The sequence below is a fragment of the Bradyrhizobium sp. STM 3562 genome (genome assembly GCF_045571435.1).
GTDB lineage: Bacteria > Pseudomonadota > Alphaproteobacteria > Rhizobiales > Xanthobacteraceae > Bradyrhizobium.
Window position 1 is genome coordinate 6,944,366 of record NZ_CP120694.1, and the last position, 16,463, is coordinate 6,960,828.

General features: G+C 60.2%; 12 protein-coding genes and 2 pseudogenes. 7 read left to right on the forward strand and 7 right to left on the reverse strand.

What is annotated here, in order from left to right:
- Positions 1–8: 8 nt before the first annotated feature.
- The 4 genes from P6U23_RS32035 to P6U23_RS32050 all read right to left on the reverse strand — a co-directional run bounded on the left by P6U23_RS32035 (position 9) and on the right by P6U23_RS32050 (position 3,386).
- Complete coding sequence (locus tag P6U23_RS32035) at positions 9–455, reverse strand: hypothetical protein (protein ID WP_407176341.1); 447 nt, start codon at positions 453–455, stop codon at positions 9–11.
- A gap of 837 nt (positions 456–1,292) precedes the next feature.
- Complete coding sequence (locus tag P6U23_RS32040) at positions 1,293–2,270, reverse strand: LysR family transcriptional regulator (protein WP_407176342.1); 978 nt, start codon at positions 2,268–2,270, stop codon at positions 1,293–1,295.
- An 89-nt stretch (positions 2,271–2,359) separates the two neighbouring features.
- Positions 2,360–2,728, reverse strand: coding sequence for a response regulator transcription factor (locus P6U23_RS32045; protein ID WP_407176343.1), 369 nt, complete (start codon positions 2,726–2,728; stop codon positions 2,360–2,362).
- Positions 2,729–2,816: 88 nt separating this feature from the next.
- Positions 2,817–3,386: a response regulator transcription factor gene (locus P6U23_RS32050; RefSeq protein WP_407176344.1), complete on the reverse strand. Its 570-nt coding sequence runs from the start codon at positions 3,384–3,386 to the stop codon at positions 2,817–2,819.
- A gap of 721 nt (positions 3,387–4,107) precedes the next feature.
- Here P6U23_RS32050 and P6U23_RS32055 point away from each other — a divergent pair.
- Positions 4,108–5,013 carry a sensor histidine kinase gene (locus tag P6U23_RS32055; protein WP_407176345.1) on the forward strand — a complete coding sequence of 302 codons (906 nt, stop codon included), beginning with the start codon at positions 4,108–4,110 and terminating at the stop codon, positions 5,011–5,013.
- A gap of 332 nt (positions 5,014–5,345) precedes the next feature.
- On the opposite strand, the gene P6U23_RS32060 is transcribed toward P6U23_RS32055, so the two are convergent.
- On the reverse strand, positions 5,346–6,752 hold the full coding sequence (locus P6U23_RS32060; protein WP_407176346.1) for an MEDS domain-containing protein: 1,407 nt from the start codon (positions 6,750–6,752) through the stop codon (positions 5,346–5,348).
- 256 nt (positions 6,753–7,008) lie between these two features.
- Here P6U23_RS32060 and P6U23_RS32065 point away from each other — a divergent pair, with 256 nt between their 5' ends.
- From P6U23_RS32065 to P6U23_RS32080, 4 genes and pseudogenes are all read left to right on the forward strand, one after another.
- Positions 7,009–7,458, forward strand: coding sequence for a transposase (locus P6U23_RS32065; protein WP_407176347.1), 450 nt, complete (start codon positions 7,009–7,011; stop codon positions 7,456–7,458).
- 25 nt (positions 7,459–7,483) lie between these two features.
- Positions 7,484–8,101: pseudogene (trbF, locus tag P6U23_RS32070) on the forward strand (conjugal transfer protein TrbF); the annotation flags it as partial.
- 566 nt (positions 8,102–8,667) lie between these two features.
- The gene (locus P6U23_RS32075; RefSeq protein WP_407176348.1) at positions 8,668–9,471 is read left to right on the forward strand and encodes a tyrosine-type recombinase/integrase; all 804 of its coding nucleotides are present in this window, start codon (positions 8,668–8,670) and stop codon (positions 9,469–9,471) included.
- 138 nt (positions 9,472–9,609) lie between these two features.
- Positions 9,610–10,821: an IS91 family transposase gene (locus P6U23_RS32080; protein WP_407176349.1), complete on the forward strand. Its 1,212-nt coding sequence runs from the start codon at positions 9,610–9,612 to the stop codon at positions 10,819–10,821.
- 388 nt (positions 10,822–11,209) lie between these two features.
- On the opposite strand, the gene P6U23_RS32085 is transcribed toward P6U23_RS32080, so the two are convergent.
- Positions 11,210–12,193, reverse strand: coding sequence for an ABC transporter substrate-binding protein (locus P6U23_RS32085; RefSeq protein ID WP_407176350.1), 984 nt, complete (start codon positions 12,191–12,193; stop codon positions 11,210–11,212).
- Positions 12,194–12,449: 256 nt separating this feature from the next.
- On the opposite strand from P6U23_RS32085, the pseudogene P6U23_RS32090 reads away from it, so the two are divergent.
- Positions 12,450–13,403, forward strand: a pseudogene (locus P6U23_RS32090) (IS110 family transposase); the annotation flags it as partial.
- A gap of 420 nt (positions 13,404–13,823) precedes the next feature.
- On the opposite strand, the gene P6U23_RS32095 reads toward P6U23_RS32090, so the two are convergent.
- Positions 13,824–14,822, reverse strand: a complete 999-nt coding sequence (locus tag P6U23_RS32095) for an ABC transporter substrate-binding protein (protein ID WP_407176351.1) — start codon at positions 14,820–14,822, stop codon at positions 13,824–13,826.
- Positions 14,823–15,246: 424 nt separating this feature from the next.
- Here P6U23_RS32095 and P6U23_RS32100 point away from each other — a divergent pair, with 424 nt between their 5' ends.
- Positions 15,247–16,269 carry an alpha/beta hydrolase family protein gene (locus P6U23_RS32100; RefSeq protein WP_407176352.1) on the forward strand — a complete coding sequence of 341 codons (1,023 nt, stop codon included), beginning with the start codon at positions 15,247–15,249 and terminating at the stop codon, positions 16,267–16,269.
- Positions 16,270–16,463 lie beyond the last annotated feature (194 nt).

Here is a 16,463-nt window from a genome sequence, read left to right on the forward strand (position 1 = left end):
TCGTTCATTCAAGAGATTAACTCATCATAGGTCCACGGCCATTCGGAGGCGTTGCCGTAGAGGCCAAGCCAGAGCTGCACCCTGTAGGAGACGGCCAGGACGCCGGCAAAGCGCACCGCAAGTCCGAGGATCATCGATCCCGCAAACACCAGCTCGGCCAGAACAACAAGAGGCCCAAAGATCGTCATGTGAGGCCGCACGACATCCTTCAGGAACGTACGATGAAACTCGAATGCCACATTGGTTGACTCCTGCTCGATCCAGTATTGCAGTCCATCGGACGCCGGCAGCGGTAGCTTCCATAACATGCCCCGTAACCACAGGCTGCCGATGAGACCCTGACGACCCAGACACCCAGATGACGGCCGGTGCGTTGCGTCGGATCCTTCTGCCAATTTCGCTCGGCCATCCCCGATGGCGGCAATCGTGAGCACCCAGAACAGCGCCAGGATCACGTAGCGCTAGCCCCCCGATGCATATAGTCGTTGGTGTTTCCGGTCAGGAACGCCTGAGATCAATGAAGGGATTGGCGGGCATGCGCGGGCGCTCTGCTGATGGAGTAGTGTCTCTATGTGTCGCTTGATCAAATCGTTACTCCGCACATCGGTTGACTGGCAGCGCGCACCGTCGAAGGGCCCAGCTGGTGCGCCAAAACCCGGACCATCAATCACTCAAACGATGACCAATGTTCACTGCGCGTGCACCCAGTCTTCGGATCCCGTGAGTTTGCCAACACATCCGTCAAGGTAAGCCGGAACGATTTCCCATCGACCTCCAGGGACTGCAACTTCCCTTTGGTTATGGAATCGATGACAGGATGTTTCGCAAACCCGGCCGGTTGTTGGCTGACACACCCGGACCTCCTGCGATATTCTCTAGACCGATCCAGTTGCAAGAAGTCGGCGTTCCCGTGCTAAAACTTCATGGCAACAGAGTCGATGATCGGCGGGAACTCATCCGAGCTTCCACCTGATATCATCTGGGTCGATCTAGTAGTTTGCGAACCCACTGTTTCCGTCACATTTGAGGCCCTTTCCGCACCATCCACGGCCGTCGCCATGACAAGCCACGCAAGCAACGGCTTTCTATGACTTTTGAAAGCCGGACCTCCCCGAGCTACTCGCTGGGACAATTGAGGGGCCTCGTGGCGCGTCTACGCCGCAATCCGAACATGTGAGCGGGCGTTCGTACTCTGCCATTGGACGGAAGTCGGGAAATGGCCGCATGACGGGCAGTCGTATCGAAACGATAGCGACGAGGCTATAGCGCTAGAGGCCGTGCGTCGCTCCACCCTAAGCTGTGATGCGGACGACTTCCGCGTCACGTTGACGTCGGGGCATGGTGGTGAACGGATCTGTATTTGGCGCTATCCTCGCCTGCGCCTTTGTTAGCAGCGTCTGCCAATCGAATCGCCTGCAAATCTTTATAAAAGCCTCGAGCGCAGGCGAGTATTGGCGTCCACCGACAACAAAGAGCTCAACAGTGTGTTTGAAGTCGAGGTCCACGATAGGACGGACGACAGCATCCGGCAGTGCTGGCGCGTGCTCTGGGGTTAGCATAACGCCAAGGTTTGCGCTAACTAGGTGCTGCAGGTGCTGCAGCCCTTGCGCGCGGTGCCCGGGCTGTGCGACCTGCCCCTCGCACAGGTGCTCGCGGAACGCGCGGTAGATCTCGCAGTCAATCGCTTCGAGCCATTTTGCGGATCGCAGATCCTTCAGGCTAACGGTGGACTCCTCTGCCATCCGGCTTCCCTCGGCGCATGCGACAAAGACTCTTTCGCGGAACAAGCTGAAACGCTCGATGCGTTCGGGCGTTGGCCCAATGCAGCTGCTACCCAGGGCGGCGCTGACATCGCCGCTCAGTAAGCCTTCGAAGACGTTAGAGGAATCAGCGTCGACCAGATCGACTTGGAGGCCCGATAGCTGGGTCGTGAGCGCGGCGATCGGTTTCGCCAGGATCGACGCCGAGATCATCGGTGTCAGGGCCACCCGGAGTGTGGCGACGTTCTTCCGCTTGAATTTCTTAGCATTGGTGCGAGCCTCCTCGACGGCGAGCAGCGTCCGCTCCAGCGTTGGCAGCATTAGCTTTCCAAGGTCTGTTAACTGGCTGAGGTGCCTTTCACGGAAAACCAGTGCGCCACCAAGTTCGTACTCCAGCTTCTGAATTGACTTAGTCAGCGCGGGTTGGGAGACGTTGCACTGTTCGGCCGCCCGAGTAAAATTCATGCACTTAGCAAGGGCTACGAAATACCGAATTTGGTGGAATTCCATGGTGGCTCCTTCTTATTTCGTCAGCTAGCCCGTCAAGCGGGCTCTCGTCAGGGGACTTCGTTCGCCAACGAGATCCGGCTGGACGTCCGTTATGCGGCAACACTCCGTTGAACGATGTCGAGCAGCGATTGCGCCTCGATTGGCTTCCTGAAAAACCCGACCGCTCCGGAGTACATCGCGCGTTCGCGCCACGACTCTTCAGGGCGCCCGGTAATGAGAATGACCTTAGGTGGATCCGACATCTCGACGACGCGCTCGACGAGATCGATACCGGACAGCCCCGGCATATCGATGTCCGCGACCACGCAGTCACAGCGCTCGCTCTCCTCGGAATCGAGGAAGGACTCCGCGCTCCCGAAGCAGGCTACTTCGTGGCCAGCAGCACGCAGCAGGTAATTCAACGACTCCCGGAGGAGGGCATCGTCATCGACGACGCAGATGAGAGCTTTCTTGTTCATGAAGCGAAACTGCGCCTATTCGACGCGCTCGCCTACTCTCCCACGGCTGAGGTTAGACCTGTCCTTTTGGACAGGCTTCGATGAGCACCTACTCCTCGCCTTCCAGAAGTGCCGCCATCCGGGTCAATTCCGCGAGGCTGCTGGCCATCATCTTCGTCATGACCGCGCTCCGATGAAATTTCACGGTGGTCTCCTGGATCTCTAATGCGCCCGCGATTTGCTTGTTCATTTGGCCTGCACACACTAGCGCCATGACCTCGCGTTCACGTGCGGTCAGGCTTTCGTATCGTTTGCGCAATTCCGACAGCCGGTCCGGCGCCGCCGATGGCGGCGTCCACGTTCGGATCGCATTGGCAACTGCCTCCAACATCTCCTGATCGCGAAAAGGCTTTTCGATGAAGTCAACAGCGCCCGCCTTCATTGCCTGCACCGACATGCGGATATCGCCATAGCCGCTCATCAGGATAATTGGCAAACGGCTATTACGCTGAACGAGCAGCGCCTGCAGTTCGAGCCCGCTGGGCCCCGGCATCCTGACGTCGACGATCACGCATCCAGGCACATCAGCTGGATCGGCGGCAAGAAAATCCTCCGCACGACCGTAGAGCTTCACGGTGTAACCGACTGATCGCAGAAGGTCGCCGATCGAATGCCTCATGAGGTCGTCGTCGTCGACGACATGGACTATAGCATCCCCCAACATAGCTATTTCGTCGTCAGAGAAAGCAGTTGCCCTTCGGTCTCGTTCACGCTTCTGGTCTCCAAGCGTCGGCTTCCGGTCGATCCTACGCGCTCGTACCCTCTATCATTTTGCTGGGAAACATTGGTAGGCATCGATTCAATTCCCAATGGGAATGGATGTAGTGCCGCTGCTGACACGCGCATTGAGCGCAATTCCATCACCCCGCATCCCAATATCCCGGCGCTCTGCCACAGGACGTCCCCTTAGAGGATAGGGTTCCTAGGTCATTGCCTACAGCCATAGATGCAAAGAGAGTCACGTCCGAAGAGCTCGTGACCTGTTGACGACCGTCACAAAGCAACTGAGATCAACCTTGAAGATCACCGGGCTTCTGGTTTGGCGAGCCGAGCATCTTCGCCGCCGTTATCGCCGCGCTCGCGTGCGCTCCAACCTATCGCTCGCGATTCGAGGATACTGCGCTCGTCTGCCGTTTATCGGACGCGCCTGTTCCTTTCAAGTCGATTGACTGTAAGGTCCCCTTTGCGGGTGTCGCGCGGTGGGACCCGCGCCTCGCGAGGTGCCACGATAACGTAGAGATATAGAACTTATGTCGACCGATGTCTCCAAATCGGTCCAAGGTCGTTCTCGTCGAAGTGTCGCGTGTCGGCGCTGTGACGAGAACTTGATGGAGACGGGAATGTCGGTCGTGAGCTTGCGAGAAACGTTGAAGTCAGCATTGGGAGCTATTCTTTCGCTACCAGATGCGGCCCCTGTTCCTATGGGAGACGGAGCGTTCGCGATGGATCTCTCCGCCGTGACGGGGGCGACATCTGCAAATGTCCGTAATGGTCGGGCGGAGATCCCTTTGCAGGGAGCAGATGGAGAGATCACCGGTGTCCTGCGCAAGATCATTTCCATCGATATTCCGATCTGCGGGCCCGCAGACATCGATCGAGACACCACGAGGATCTTCGTCCATGACATCGCAAATCTCTTGGCAGTTATCGACGGAGGCCTGCGGCTGCTTGAGGCAAAGACCGACGCGCAAGATCGCGCTGTGATCGTTGAAAGGCTCCGCCGCGCAATCCAGCGCGGCGCGTCGCTCAGCCGCAAACTGCTCGATAGCAGTCGTCCGTATTGCAGCACATTTCGGCCGGTCTCCCATGACGATATCGTGGACATCGGTGATCTGGTCGACCAGGCGCTACGCGCTGACGTTGTTGTCGACACGCACATCGACCCGGGCCTCAGGCAATTCCAAGCTGATCCGGAGGAACTCCATCTTGCACTACTCAATCTCTGCAAGAATGCAAGCGACGCGATGCCCGAAGGTGGGACGATCAGTGTTTGCGCGCGGAACGTCTGCGTGCAGATAGATGCTCCCTGGGTCGAGATATCGGTTTCGGACGATGGGACCGGCATGAGCCCGGACGTGCTCGAACGAGCCTTCGAGTCCTACTTCACGACGAAGGAAATCGGCATAGGCACGGGGTTGGGTCTCACGCAAGTCAAACGCCTTGTCGAACGCTGCAATGGAACGATCAATATCCAGAGCGCGGAAAACAAGGGAACTACCGTGCGTATGCTATTCCCCTGCGCGTAGAATGGCATCAGCGCGGCCGATCCGCAGGGCAAGTGGAGGACGGTCACATGGGCAGCAAGATCGATATCGAAAGCCTCTCAAAAGGAGACCCTGGCCTGGGACCTGCTATCAGGATCGTGCGCGTCGCCAAAGACTCTTCCGACCGCCCCCTCCACGGATACTCCTTTCCAGGCACTCGTTCGGAACGTCAACTACCACGCGTATCCGAATCGGCCAGTGCGATCGTTTAATCGCGGCTGCAAAAGATCGCGGGCGGCAAGCTGACACCGCTTCGTATGCCGCGTCTGACAGTCGCAAAAATCGAAGACGAGTGCAATTTTGCGTTTACAGTCTCACCCCGTTGGCAGGGTAAATTGAAGGGCTGTACCCGGGCCGGCCGAACGAGCGGCCCATATTCGTCCCCCATGAGCTTCGACGATCGATCGGCAGATCGATAATCCCATGCCCATGCCACCGGGCTTGGTGGTGTAGAATGCGTCGAACAGGCGGTCAAAACTCTCCGGCTTCAGTCCCGGGCCCGAATCCCGCACGGCGACGAGCACCCCGCCCGACGCATCTTTTCCGGTGCTGATTAGCAACTCTCGCGCCCCTTCACTGACCGCGCTCATCGCTTCGACGGCGTTGATGATCAAGTTGAGGATCACTTGTTGCAGTTGGACTCGATCTCCTTGAATGAGCGGCAAGCCCTCCGCGAGTTGTGTCTGCACCGAGACGCCGTTCTTTAAAATTTCGCCCCGGGTCAAGGCAATGACCTCAAGGATTGCTCCGTTGATCTCCAAGGTATCCTTCAGTGGGGGCGCCTTCTTGATTAGGGCACGGATCCGGCCTATGACGTCGGTGGCTCGGTTGCCTGCCTTGACCGTGTTGCCGAGCGCCTCCCGGGCCCGCTCCAGATTTGGCGGCTGGGCATTTAGCCAGCGCAAGGCAGCTCCGGCATTGGTAACTGTCGCTGCGATTGGCTGCATGACTTCATGGGCAATCGAGGCCGACAGCTCTCCCATCGTTGCGACGCGATTGACGTGCGCGAGCTGCGTCTGCGCCTCACGCAACGCTTCCGACGCTAACATCAGCTGGTTGGTCCGTTCTACGACACGTTGTTCGAGTTCCTCATTGAGCCCCTTGATTTCGGCCTTGGCTCGCTTGAGCGCGGCGGTTTCGACAATGTCCCAATTCCCGTGTCGCCTTGCGAGGACAAACTGGTGTGTACGCACCACATCCAGGATTTCATGAGCTCCGCACGTCGCAAGCGGGTACGTGCACAGCAGGGCAAGGCTCTGATTGCCGATAACCTCGTTGAGACCATCTTCATAGTCGCAAAAGTGTCTCCAGAAGTCCTTCTTTGATAGCCAGGTGGTATCCGCGGTCGCTCTCATGCCGGCGTACCCTTTGGCCGATACGCGAGCGAACTTCTCATACAAAGCGTCTGTCACTCTCTTGCCATCAAACGTCCCGCCCTGGAGAAACCAATCGCTTGCCGACCCAATTTCCATCCTGGAGTCCGCCAGGTGGCGACCCAGGTCAGGCACCGCGGCTTTCAAAGCAGCTGTGGCTTCTTCGATCGTAAAAGGCGCGGCAACAACCCACAGGCAGTACTCCTCCCTTCCCAAACCCGACTTGAAGAATTCGATCAATGTGTCGAGGAGATCCTCTCTCGTCTCATAAAAGAGGCAAAAGTGGGCACCCCAGGCCACCATGTCGCCAACGACGTCGATACCGGTCTTCCGCATCTCTGTTGTCATTGGGGGCACCTCCAATTTCCAACGTTCTTGTTCCGCAGAACCAAAGTTCTACTGCGGCCGCAGCAGCAGTAGCGATTGGCGTTTTGATCATAATGGTGCTCTAGGTCCGAGCGGCCGAGAAGATAAACGGACTTCTCACTAAGAATTTCCTCCTCGGGATTGTGATAGCGCCAAAAAAGATTTTTTTGCTGCGGCACGTCAGTGATGCTGACAGCTTATCCATCGTCTGAGACGCATCGTCCCGCAGGTCGCCCAGATGTGCCTTGCTGCTCTTGGCGGTCAATTGCGCGCGCTGAAGGCCCAGATCCTGGAGTTCGACCGCCGCATCATCGCCTGGCATCGATCAAACACGACGAGCAAGCGGCTGGACGCGATCCCTGGCGTCGGTCCGGCGCTGGCAACAGCGCTGGTCGCCAGCATTGCCGATCCCAAAGCCTTCCGATCCGGGCGGGACTTCTCGGCCTGGGTTGGTCTCGTGCCAAAGCTGAGCTCGAGCGGGGGCAAAGACAAGCTTGGCAGCATCAGCAAGCAGGGCGATCGCTATTTGCGTAGCCTGTTCACGGCTGGCGCGCTCGCCGTAATCCGCTACGCCAAGATCCATGGCACTATCACCGGCCATGGCTCACGCGATTGTTGGCCCGGCGGCCCACCAAGGTCGCGGCCATCGCGCTTGCCAATAAGCTCGCCAGGATGGCCTGGGCGATGATGGCGAGGAACGAACGCTACCAGGAGCTGCGCAGGTCTGGGACGAGCGCATCGGATCCGCGCGGGTGCAGGCGCGCAACTGGCGGCTGATTGCGTTTGGCAATCTCACCCTCGCTGCGGGTCTCGCAGCCGCTCTCGTGTGGCAAGCCACGCGCGGCACGATCGTGCCGTGGGTGGTGCAGGTCGACAAGCTAGGCGAGGCGCAGGTGGTGGCGCCGGCGAGCGCCGATTATCGGCCGACGGACGTGCAGATCGCCTGGTATCTCGCGCAATTCATCGAGCAGGTGCGCTCGGTCGGGGTCGATCCCATCATCCTGCGGCAGAACTGGCTCAAGGCCTACGACTTCATCACCGACCGCGGCGCGCTGGCGCTGAACGATTATGCCCGCACCAACGATCCATTCGCCAGGATCGGCAAGGCTCAGGTCGCGGTCGACGTCTCCAGCGTGATCCGCGCGTCACCGGACTCGTTCCGGATCGCCTGGGTCGAACGACGCTATGAGAACAATAGCCTGGCGGCGACCGAGCGGTGGACCGCGATCGTCACAATCGCCATCGAGACCCCACACGACGCCGATCGGCTGCGCAAGAACCCGCTCGGGGTGTTCGTCCATGCCATCAACTGGTCGAAGGAGCTCGGCTGATGCGGCCGCCACACATTATAACTCTTTGTGCCCTCTCGCTCGCCGGCTGCACAGCCAACATTTGGAAGCCGCCGCAGATCAGCTACGACGAGCTCGAGCCGGCCGTGTTGGAGGCCGATCCGCCGAAGCCAATCGAGATCGTGGAGGTGCCGAAGCTGTTGCCCCTGCCCGGCCAGCTCAAGCCGATGCCCGGCAAGGCGACCGGCGCGCCGGAAGCGAAGGATCCGAAGGATGCGCTCCCCTGTCAACGCTTCGCCGAAACCCTGCGCATGACTCGGGGCCGATGTGGATCGCTAATCCTTCATCGTAAGAGACTTGCACTCTCTACTCCTTGCCGGTCTCCCGGCGCTTCGCATATCGGGTCCGCTTCACCCCCAGAGAGCAGACCTCGAACGGACATGCCGGGGCCGCCGCTTAGGGCCATTGCACAAAGTCGCTGCGCTCCAGCCCGCTGCGCGGGAGCAAGAGCCGAGGGGCGGTAGCCAGTTGAGAGGATAGTGGTAGCACTGGAGAGCCCCGTCCTGAGAATCGAGGTGTTGCAACCCTCACTCAGGAAGGAGCTCTCCGTGAGCGATACCAACACAGTCAGTCCGCTGCGTCAGCGTATGATCGAAGACATGGCTGCGCGCAAGCTCAACCCGCACACGCAGCGTGGCCACATTTACAGTTGCAAGCGGTTCGCCGCCTGGCTCAAACGCTCGCCAGATACGGCAACCGCCGACGAGGTGCGGCTATTTCAGCTGCATCTGATCGAGAGCGGCATGAGCATCTGCAACCGCAATCGGATCATGACCGGGGTGCGGTTCCTGTTCCGCGTCACGCTGCGTCGTCACGATCTGGCGGCCGAGGTCTGGCACATCAAGGAGCCCGAGAGGCTGCCGCCGGTGCTGAGCCCTGAGGAGGTCAAGCGTGTCCTGACCATGGCGACGAGCCTGAAGGCGCGAGCGATGCTCACGCTGGCCTATGGGTGCGGATTGCGCGCCGGCGAGGTGGTGCGACTGCGGGCGGGCGACATCGACAGCGCGCAGAAGATCATCCGCATTGTGCAGTCGAAGGGCCGCAAGGACCGGCACGTGATGCTGCCGCCGGAGGTCCTGAAGCTGTTGCGGCAATGGTGGAAGGCGGGGCCGACCGCGTCCAACAACGGCGTCGCGCCCGAACAGCGCTGGCTGTTTCCCGGTCGCAGTCAACGTCAGCCACTGACCACGCGTCAGTTCAGCCGGTTGTTCAAGGAGGCCGCCAAAGCCGCGGGGCTGCGCAAGACGGTCCCGCTGCATTCGCTTCGCCACAGCTTCGCGACCCACCTGCTCGCTCGAGCGCGGCAGGGACATTCGCGTGATCCAGGCGTTGCTCGGACATTCCAAGCTTGAGACGACAGCCCGCTACAGTCGCGTGGCGATCGGACTGATTGCCAAGATCGAGAGCCCGCTCGAGGGCCTAAGCGCGCCGCGCCGCCGCCGTGCGAAGCGAGGCAGTGAGGAGCCGCCAGCGCCGTAGCGCCGCCGGCCGTGGCTCGGCCAGCTCTGGAGGTCGCGGACATCCTCCGCGATCACGGCCCTGCTTGGCGTGACGCCAATCAGGGGCATGTGAGCCTCGGGCAATTGAAGGTGATGAGTGCGATCGAGCGCTGTCGTACGGCAGCGCTCGGCGGCCACGTCGCGCGCTGCGAGAACACAGCGTGCGGCCATACCGAGATCGCCTACAACTCCTGCCGCAACCGCCATTGCCCGAAATGCCAGGCTGCGGCGTCACGCCAATGGCTGGCCGACCGCGAAGCGGAGCTGCTGCCGGTGCCGTATTTTCACGTCGTCTACACGCTGCCCAGCGAGTTGCGTGACATCGCCTACCAGAACAAGCGCGTGATCTATAATCTGCTGATGAAGGCGGCTGCCGAGACAACGCTCGCCATCGCTGCCGATCCCAAGCGCCTCGGCGCACGGATCGGTATCACGGCCGTGCTGCACACCTGGGGCTCGGCGCTCACCCATCATCCGCACGTGCACATGATCATGCCGGGTGGAGGGCTCTCGCTCGATAACACGCGATGGATCGCCGCGCGCTCCGACTTCCTCGTCCATGTCAACGTGCTGGCGCGCCTGTTCCGCGGCAAGATGCTGGCGATGCTCATGCACGCGCACGCCGCCGGCGAGCTGAAGTTCTTCAGCACCCATGCCCGGCTCGCCGACAAGAGCACATTCAAGCGCTTCATTGCCCCGCTGCGGCGCATCAGATGGGTGGTCTACTGCAAGGCCCCGTTCGCGGGGCCCACGCAGGTGCTGCGCTATCTCTCCCGTTACACCCACCGGGTCGCCATCTCGAACCGCCGCCTCGTTGCAGCCGACGACGAGGCGATTGCGTTCCGCTGGAAGGACTATCGCGTCAGCGGCCCCGATCGCTGGAAGACGATGCGGCTTCACCCGCACGAGTTCATCAGGCGCTTCCTGCTGCACGTGCTGCCCACGGGTTTCCACCGCATCCGCCACTACGGGCTCTTTGCCTCCACCAACCGCGCCGAGAGCATCGCAACCGCCCGCGCACTCCTCAACGTCGTCCCGTCTGCCGCCAATCCCCAGCAAGAGCCGGATGTCGCGCCGGATACGCCGCGGGTGCTGCCGTGCCCATGTCGGCGCTGTGGCGCACGCATGATCGTCATCGAGACCTTCGCACGCGGCTGCGCGCCGAGCTGGCGACCAAAACCGATCAGGATCGACACGTCATGACCAACACCGCGTGTAAGCCTTGCAGTTTTCCCGGGCCGATCCGCTGGCTCCGCGCTGGCAGCGATCTCGCTCAACCCAATGGCATCCATCAGTGCGCGGATCGTGCGTCGATGCGCTCCGAACGGCCACCAAAATGCCTATTGCGCCCTGCCGATCTCCTGTCCGTGCAGACACGCAGGTCGAATCCTGCCGGCATCACCTCTATCATCGAGATCGGCGCCAGCATCAAATCCCCATAGCACTCGCTGCACGGCCAGTGCCAACTTCCCGCGACTTCGTGCCTTGGCGCTTTTTGGACGCCGGTCAGTTGAGCGTGCGGAGCCTCCTCGTTGCCGGCGTCCAAAAACCTGCACAGTTCCGGACTCTGGCACCGCGACAAACGGTCCGGCTACTCAATCACCTCGTCGGCGAGCGAGAGCAGGTCGGCGGAAATAGTGATGCCTTGCACCTTTGCCGCTTTGAGATTGATGACCAGCTCGAGCTTTTCCACCTGCTGCACCGGCAGATCGGCAGGCTTGGCTCCTTTGAGAACCTTGACGGTATATTGCCCGTTCTGTCGATAAATCTCGGCGAAGTTCTGGCCGTAACTCATCACACCACCGGCGAGCGCAAACTCCCGAAACTGGTAGATGGTCGGTAGCCGTCGCTGCGCGGCGAAGGCAACGATGCGATCGCGGTGGATATCGAAAAAGGGATCGGCCCCCACGAGCAACGCGCCAACGCGATCACGCACGAGTGAGGCAAACGCAGCCTCAAGCTCCTCGTCGGTGCTTGCCTTGGCGAAGATGATAGGTTGGCGGAGCGCGCGCGCCGCATCTTCAATCTCGCGCGCCTGACGTACCGCCGGTGGGAATTTTGGATTGATCAGCGCGCCGATCAGAACAACGCCCGGCGCAAGCTCGCGCAACAGACCCAACCGCTTGGGCTCCATCAGGTTGACCGACGTGCTGATCCCGGTGGCGTTGCCACCCGGTCGATTGAAGCTCGCGATGAGGCCTGCATGGACCGGATCGCCGCCGAAGTTGAAAATGATTGGGATGGTCGCGGTGGCGGCCTTGGCCGCGAGCGGCGAGAGGTCACCTCCGACCGCGCTGATCACGGTGACATTGCGGGTTACCAGATCGGCTGCGAGGGCGGGCAAGCGGCTGTAGTCGCCGAGCGCCCAGCGGAATTCGATCGTGAGGTTCTGACCTTCGACGAAGTCACCCTCTTTGAGGCCGCTGCGATAGGCCTCGACCAGATGGGCCGATTCCTCCTGCGCACGCCCGCTCAGAAAACCGATCACGGGCACGGCGTGTGGTTGCGTGAGCGCCGCGAGTGGCCAAGCACCGGCGGTACCACCGAGAATGATGATGAAATCGCGACGCTTCATTTGCGGCCCTCACGCCGAAGTCCGCTCACTTTACCACACCATCGCGTTCAAACGTCGTTGTGCAGCACAGCAGAATTGGCTGTTAAGTGGCTGATAAGAGTCAAGATGCGAAAGGCTCAATGTGAGTAAATCTAGCAAAGCGGACCTCAAGGAGGCGGGTTGCCACTTCGCTAAATGGGATGGACCGGCCGTGCTCCCGCCCCACAACCAGCGAGTATGCTTGTGGGGTACCCAAAACAAGGAGGCCACGCCATGCCGCGCAAAGTTGGCACTGCGCACCAAGATTGTGTCTCGGCTCGCGAATGTGCGGCCATGCCTGATCGGGATAGAGGCAGGCATGGGAACGCACTATGTGACCCGCGAACTGCTTGCCCTCGACCACGACGTGAGACAAGTGCCGCCGGTCTATGCCAAGCCCTTCCGGCAGACCCACAAGAATGACTTTCGAGATGCGCATGCGGTTGCTGAGGCCGTGCAGCGCCCCACGACACGTTGCGTGCCGCTAAAAAGGGACGAGCAGCTCGATCTGCAGGCATTGCATCGTGTGCGCTACCGCCTAGTGGGCGAGCGGACCGCGATCATCAATCAGATCCGCTGCTTTCTCCTGGAGCGCGGCCTCACGGTGAGGCAACAGCTCCACTGCTTGCGCCATGCGTTGCCGGACATCCTTGCCAAACGCACAGATGTCCTGTCGCCGCGGATGGTTCGCATCCTAGAAGATCTGGCTCAAGACTGGCGCCGTCTCGACGATCGCATCGAAGCTGTAACTGACGAAATCGATGCGCTTTCCAAGAACACAGAACCCTGTCGGCACTTGATGACAATCCCGGGCATCGGTCCGATCATCTCGAGCGCCGTCGTCGCTGCGATCGGCGATGGAGCTGCCTTCGCGCGTGGCCGCGATTTTGCTGCTTGGCTCGGCTTGGTACCCAAGCAGATATCCACAGGTGATCGAACGATTCTCGGACGCATCACCAAACGCGGCAATCGCTACCTTCGCACGCTCTTCCCGCAGGCAGCCAGCGTCGTTCTGCTTCGGCCAAAGAACTGGATGCAGCACGACTTTGGACCTTGGCTTGCCGCCGCGGTTCAACGGTTGCACCATAACGTGCTGGCTACGGCTCTAGCCAACAAGCTGGCCCGCATCGCATGGAGCGTCCTTGCACAACATCGTGAATACCAGCCGCGTCTCAGCACAGCAACGGTATGACATGAGCTCGCTCTGGTTCACCAAAGGGATGACCGCCACCCTTCTCCGCCATCGTCGCTCGCCCATCGGGGCGAGCGAGCGACGGTGGCTCCGAAGGGATGGCTTCAGTCAATCCTAGCGCTCCACTTGGTCGTAGGAGATAATCCCGCCGAGGTCTGCGAGGTTGAATTTTAAGAATGGAGAACGGGTCTCGCCGTCGCGTTCGTGATCTGGTGGCCCATCTGGCCTTCGAGGGCCGATCGCTGAATTGAGACCGAACGCGCGCGGATATCCATAATGGCCAAGGAGCGATCTGCTCCAAGGGCCGGATACAGAAGCGCAAGACCAACCACTACCATTCTGAAGATTCAGCTTGCAACGCGCGGCCGGTCCATACAGATGGGCCATTTCCGGACTCATGCTCCGCAGCAAGCGACATCACTATTCGATCACCTCGTCGGCGCGGGCGAGCAGCGCCGGCGGTACGGTCAGCCCGAGCGCGTTGGCGGTCTTGAGATTGATCACCAGCTCGTACTTGGTTGGCGCCTGCACCGGCAGGTCAGCCGGACTCTCTCCCTTGAGGATGCGGTCAACATAGGAGGCTGCGCGTCGAAACTGATCGACCAGATCCGTTCCGTAAGAGACGAGGCCACCATCGGCAACGAAGTAGCGCGCGAAATAGATTGCGGGCAGTCTGTACTTGGCCGCGAGAGAGATGAGCAAGTTCCGATGAGCGGCTGCGGCTGCACTCCCGGGCACGATCAAACCACCGTTAGGAGAGCGTGCGAAGGTTGCGACGGTGAGCTCCATCTCGTTAGGGTCGCGCGCCTCGACTGGGTTCAACTCCACACCGAATGAGGCTGCGACAGCCTGAATTGCCGCCAACTGACCGACGCCGGAGACCAAGGAGGGGTCCCTTATGACTGCCACCCGCGATACGTTGGGGGCGATCTGCTTGAGTAGCTCTAGCCATTTTGCGCTGATGCCATAGTCATAGAGAGCAAATCCTGTGAAGTTTCCGCCCGGCCGCGCCAAGTTAGAGACGAAACCTGCAGCGACAGGATCTAGGACGATCACGAAAATGATTGGTACTGTGCGGGTCGCCTGCTGCATCGCTGCCGCCCCGGGAGTCGTGGCGGTTACGATGGCGTCCGGTGCGAGCGCGACGAGTTCCTCGGCGTAGATGCGGTACCGGTCTGCCTTTGCCGCCGCCCAGCGAGTATCGATCCGCACGTTCTTGCCATCCGTCCAGCCTAATTCGCGCAAGCCCTCTAGCAATGCAGCGACCCGGGCCTGTCCCTCTGGATCGTCGGCGGCCAGGTTCATGAGCACGCCGATACGCCGCATCCGTTCGTTCTGCTGCGCGCCTGCCGCGAGCGGCCACACTACCGACGCGCCACAGAGCATCGTGATTAACTCGCGCCGTCTTATGCCGATCATGGGGACCTCCCCCTCGGCCTTGGTGCGCGAGGTGCCACCAGCATAATCCCCAGCAGGGCGACGGAGCCCTTGCGGAGTGGTCTGCTGGTCAGCTTAGCCACGGCGCAACCAGTACGTCCTTAGCTGTCCTGAACTGTTCTGAATAGAGCGGGGCGCTTCTAATCTGTTCCCGTGCTGCCAACCGAAGCATAGCACATGATGGTCCCGGCAGAAGACCATCGCACTGCGGGATTTCGATCCGGCCTACGTCAACTCGGGCCAGAAGCGGAAATCGAAGGGCTCCCCTTTCAGAGGAAATTGGGATAGCTTTGGCGCCGGAGCACCAGCATGAACTTTTCCCCTAGACAACTTCTGCGCGCCACCCAGTTGCTCCAAAGGCGATATCGTAAACTGGTCGCGATGATTCAATTCCGGGGAAGACCCAATGCCAAAGCGTTCATTCTCTCCCCTTTGGAGCCGTGCAGTCTTGTGTCTGGTGTTTGGCCTGACGCCGAGTAACGCAGCTCAAGTGGCCGCAGGTATCGAATATGAGACCGTCGTGCGCCCAGCTGACTTGCCGGACGATTTTCAACCACTGCCAGGTACATCCCTGAAATTCTTGTCGATCAAGACCATCGACGGCTTCATAGTTAAGGCCGCGCTTTGGCAACCGGAAGCCAAACCGCCTGCAGAGACGACACTCATCATCATGGTGCATGGCAGTGGTGGCAGTTACACCCGCGCGCCAAACAGCACTCTTAGTCGGAGCCTATCCGGCGATGGTTTTGCAGCTCTCGCCATCAACACGCGGCAGCATGATGACAAGCGTAACACCGACAATTTTTTCGATATCAGTCGCGATATCGACGCCTCCGTTCGGACCGCCCGAGCACTCGGGTATCGCTCTATCGTGCTGCAAGGTCATAGCCTCGGAACCATTCAAGTGCTGTTCTATGCCGCGACTAATTGGGAACACGACATCAAAGCCGTCGTTCAATTGAGTGCAATTGCAGATCTTCCATGGAGATCTCGCTACCTGCAGATACAGGACGAAGATAAATTCCGTGCACTATTCGACGCAGCCCTGAAATCGCTGCATGAAGGCAAGGAACGCGATGTGATGGCGTTGCGCATGCGCAGAACCGGCGCTGAGGAAGAGCTCCTGACTGGCGAACACTTCTTGACCTATCGTGCAGAGGCCTCAAGCAGCGCTAACGGAACCTACTGGATCAAGCGCGTCCCTCGCCCGATTCTCATGGTGCGTGACGCCGGTGACACAATAATCACTCCGTTCGAGCCCTATGTCTTGCTTTCTGCGGCCACATCCCCAGGCTCCCTGGTCCCCAGCATAAAATTCACGCTGCTGCCCGACCCGGCGGGGCCAAATCCCGGGGGCCATTTTTTTGCTGGCAACACGAAGCCGCTTTCTGAAACCATCACGAGCTGGCTGGCTGATCAACACCTGTAGAAAAGAACCGACAGTTCCTGGTGCCGCAAACCATGATGACCGTTTGGGCCATTCTCGTCAATTTGACCGCACGCCGGACCATTTCCGGTCTACCCCCTGAGAGCCGACATGAAGACGAGCGCTGGCTTGCGTCGGTACGAGCCCACGAGCGACCGATTGAGGTCGGACTGGGGGCGGCATGAGTCTTGTTCCGG

Coding starts and splice junctions, on each gene's coding strand:
- P6U23_RS32040 (WP_407176342.1), bottom strand. CDS start 2,270: ATGGAATTCCACCAAATTCGGTATTTCGTAGCCCTTGCTAAGTGCATG.
- P6U23_RS32095 (WP_407176351.1), bottom strand. CDS start 14,822: ATGATCGGCATAAGACGGCGCGAGTTAATCACGATGCTCTGTGGCGCG.
- P6U23_RS32050 (WP_407176344.1), bottom strand. CDS start 3,386: ATGAGGCATTCGATCGGCGACCTTCTGCGATCAGTCGGTTACACCGTG.
- P6U23_RS32045 (WP_407176343.1), bottom strand. CDS start 2,728: ATGAACAAGAAAGCTCTCATCTGCGTCGTCGATGACGATGCCCTCCTC.
- P6U23_RS32055 (WP_407176345.1), top strand. CDS start 4,108: ATGTCGGTCGTGAGCTTGCGAGAAACGTTGAAGTCAGCATTGGGAGCT.
- P6U23_RS32060 (WP_407176346.1), bottom strand. CDS start 6,752: ATGACAACAGAGATGCGGAAGACCGGTATCGACGTCGTTGGCGACATG.
- P6U23_RS32065 (WP_407176347.1), top strand. CDS start 7,009: ATGTGCCTTGCTGCTCTTGGCGGTCAATTGCGCGCGCTGAAGGCCCAG.
- P6U23_RS32100 (WP_407176352.1), top strand. CDS start 15,247: ATGCCAAAGCGTTCATTCTCTCCCCTTTGGAGCCGTGCAGTCTTGTGT.
- P6U23_RS32085 (WP_407176350.1), bottom strand. CDS start 12,193: ATGAAGCGTCGCGATTTCATCATCATTCTCGGTGGTACCGCCGGTGCT.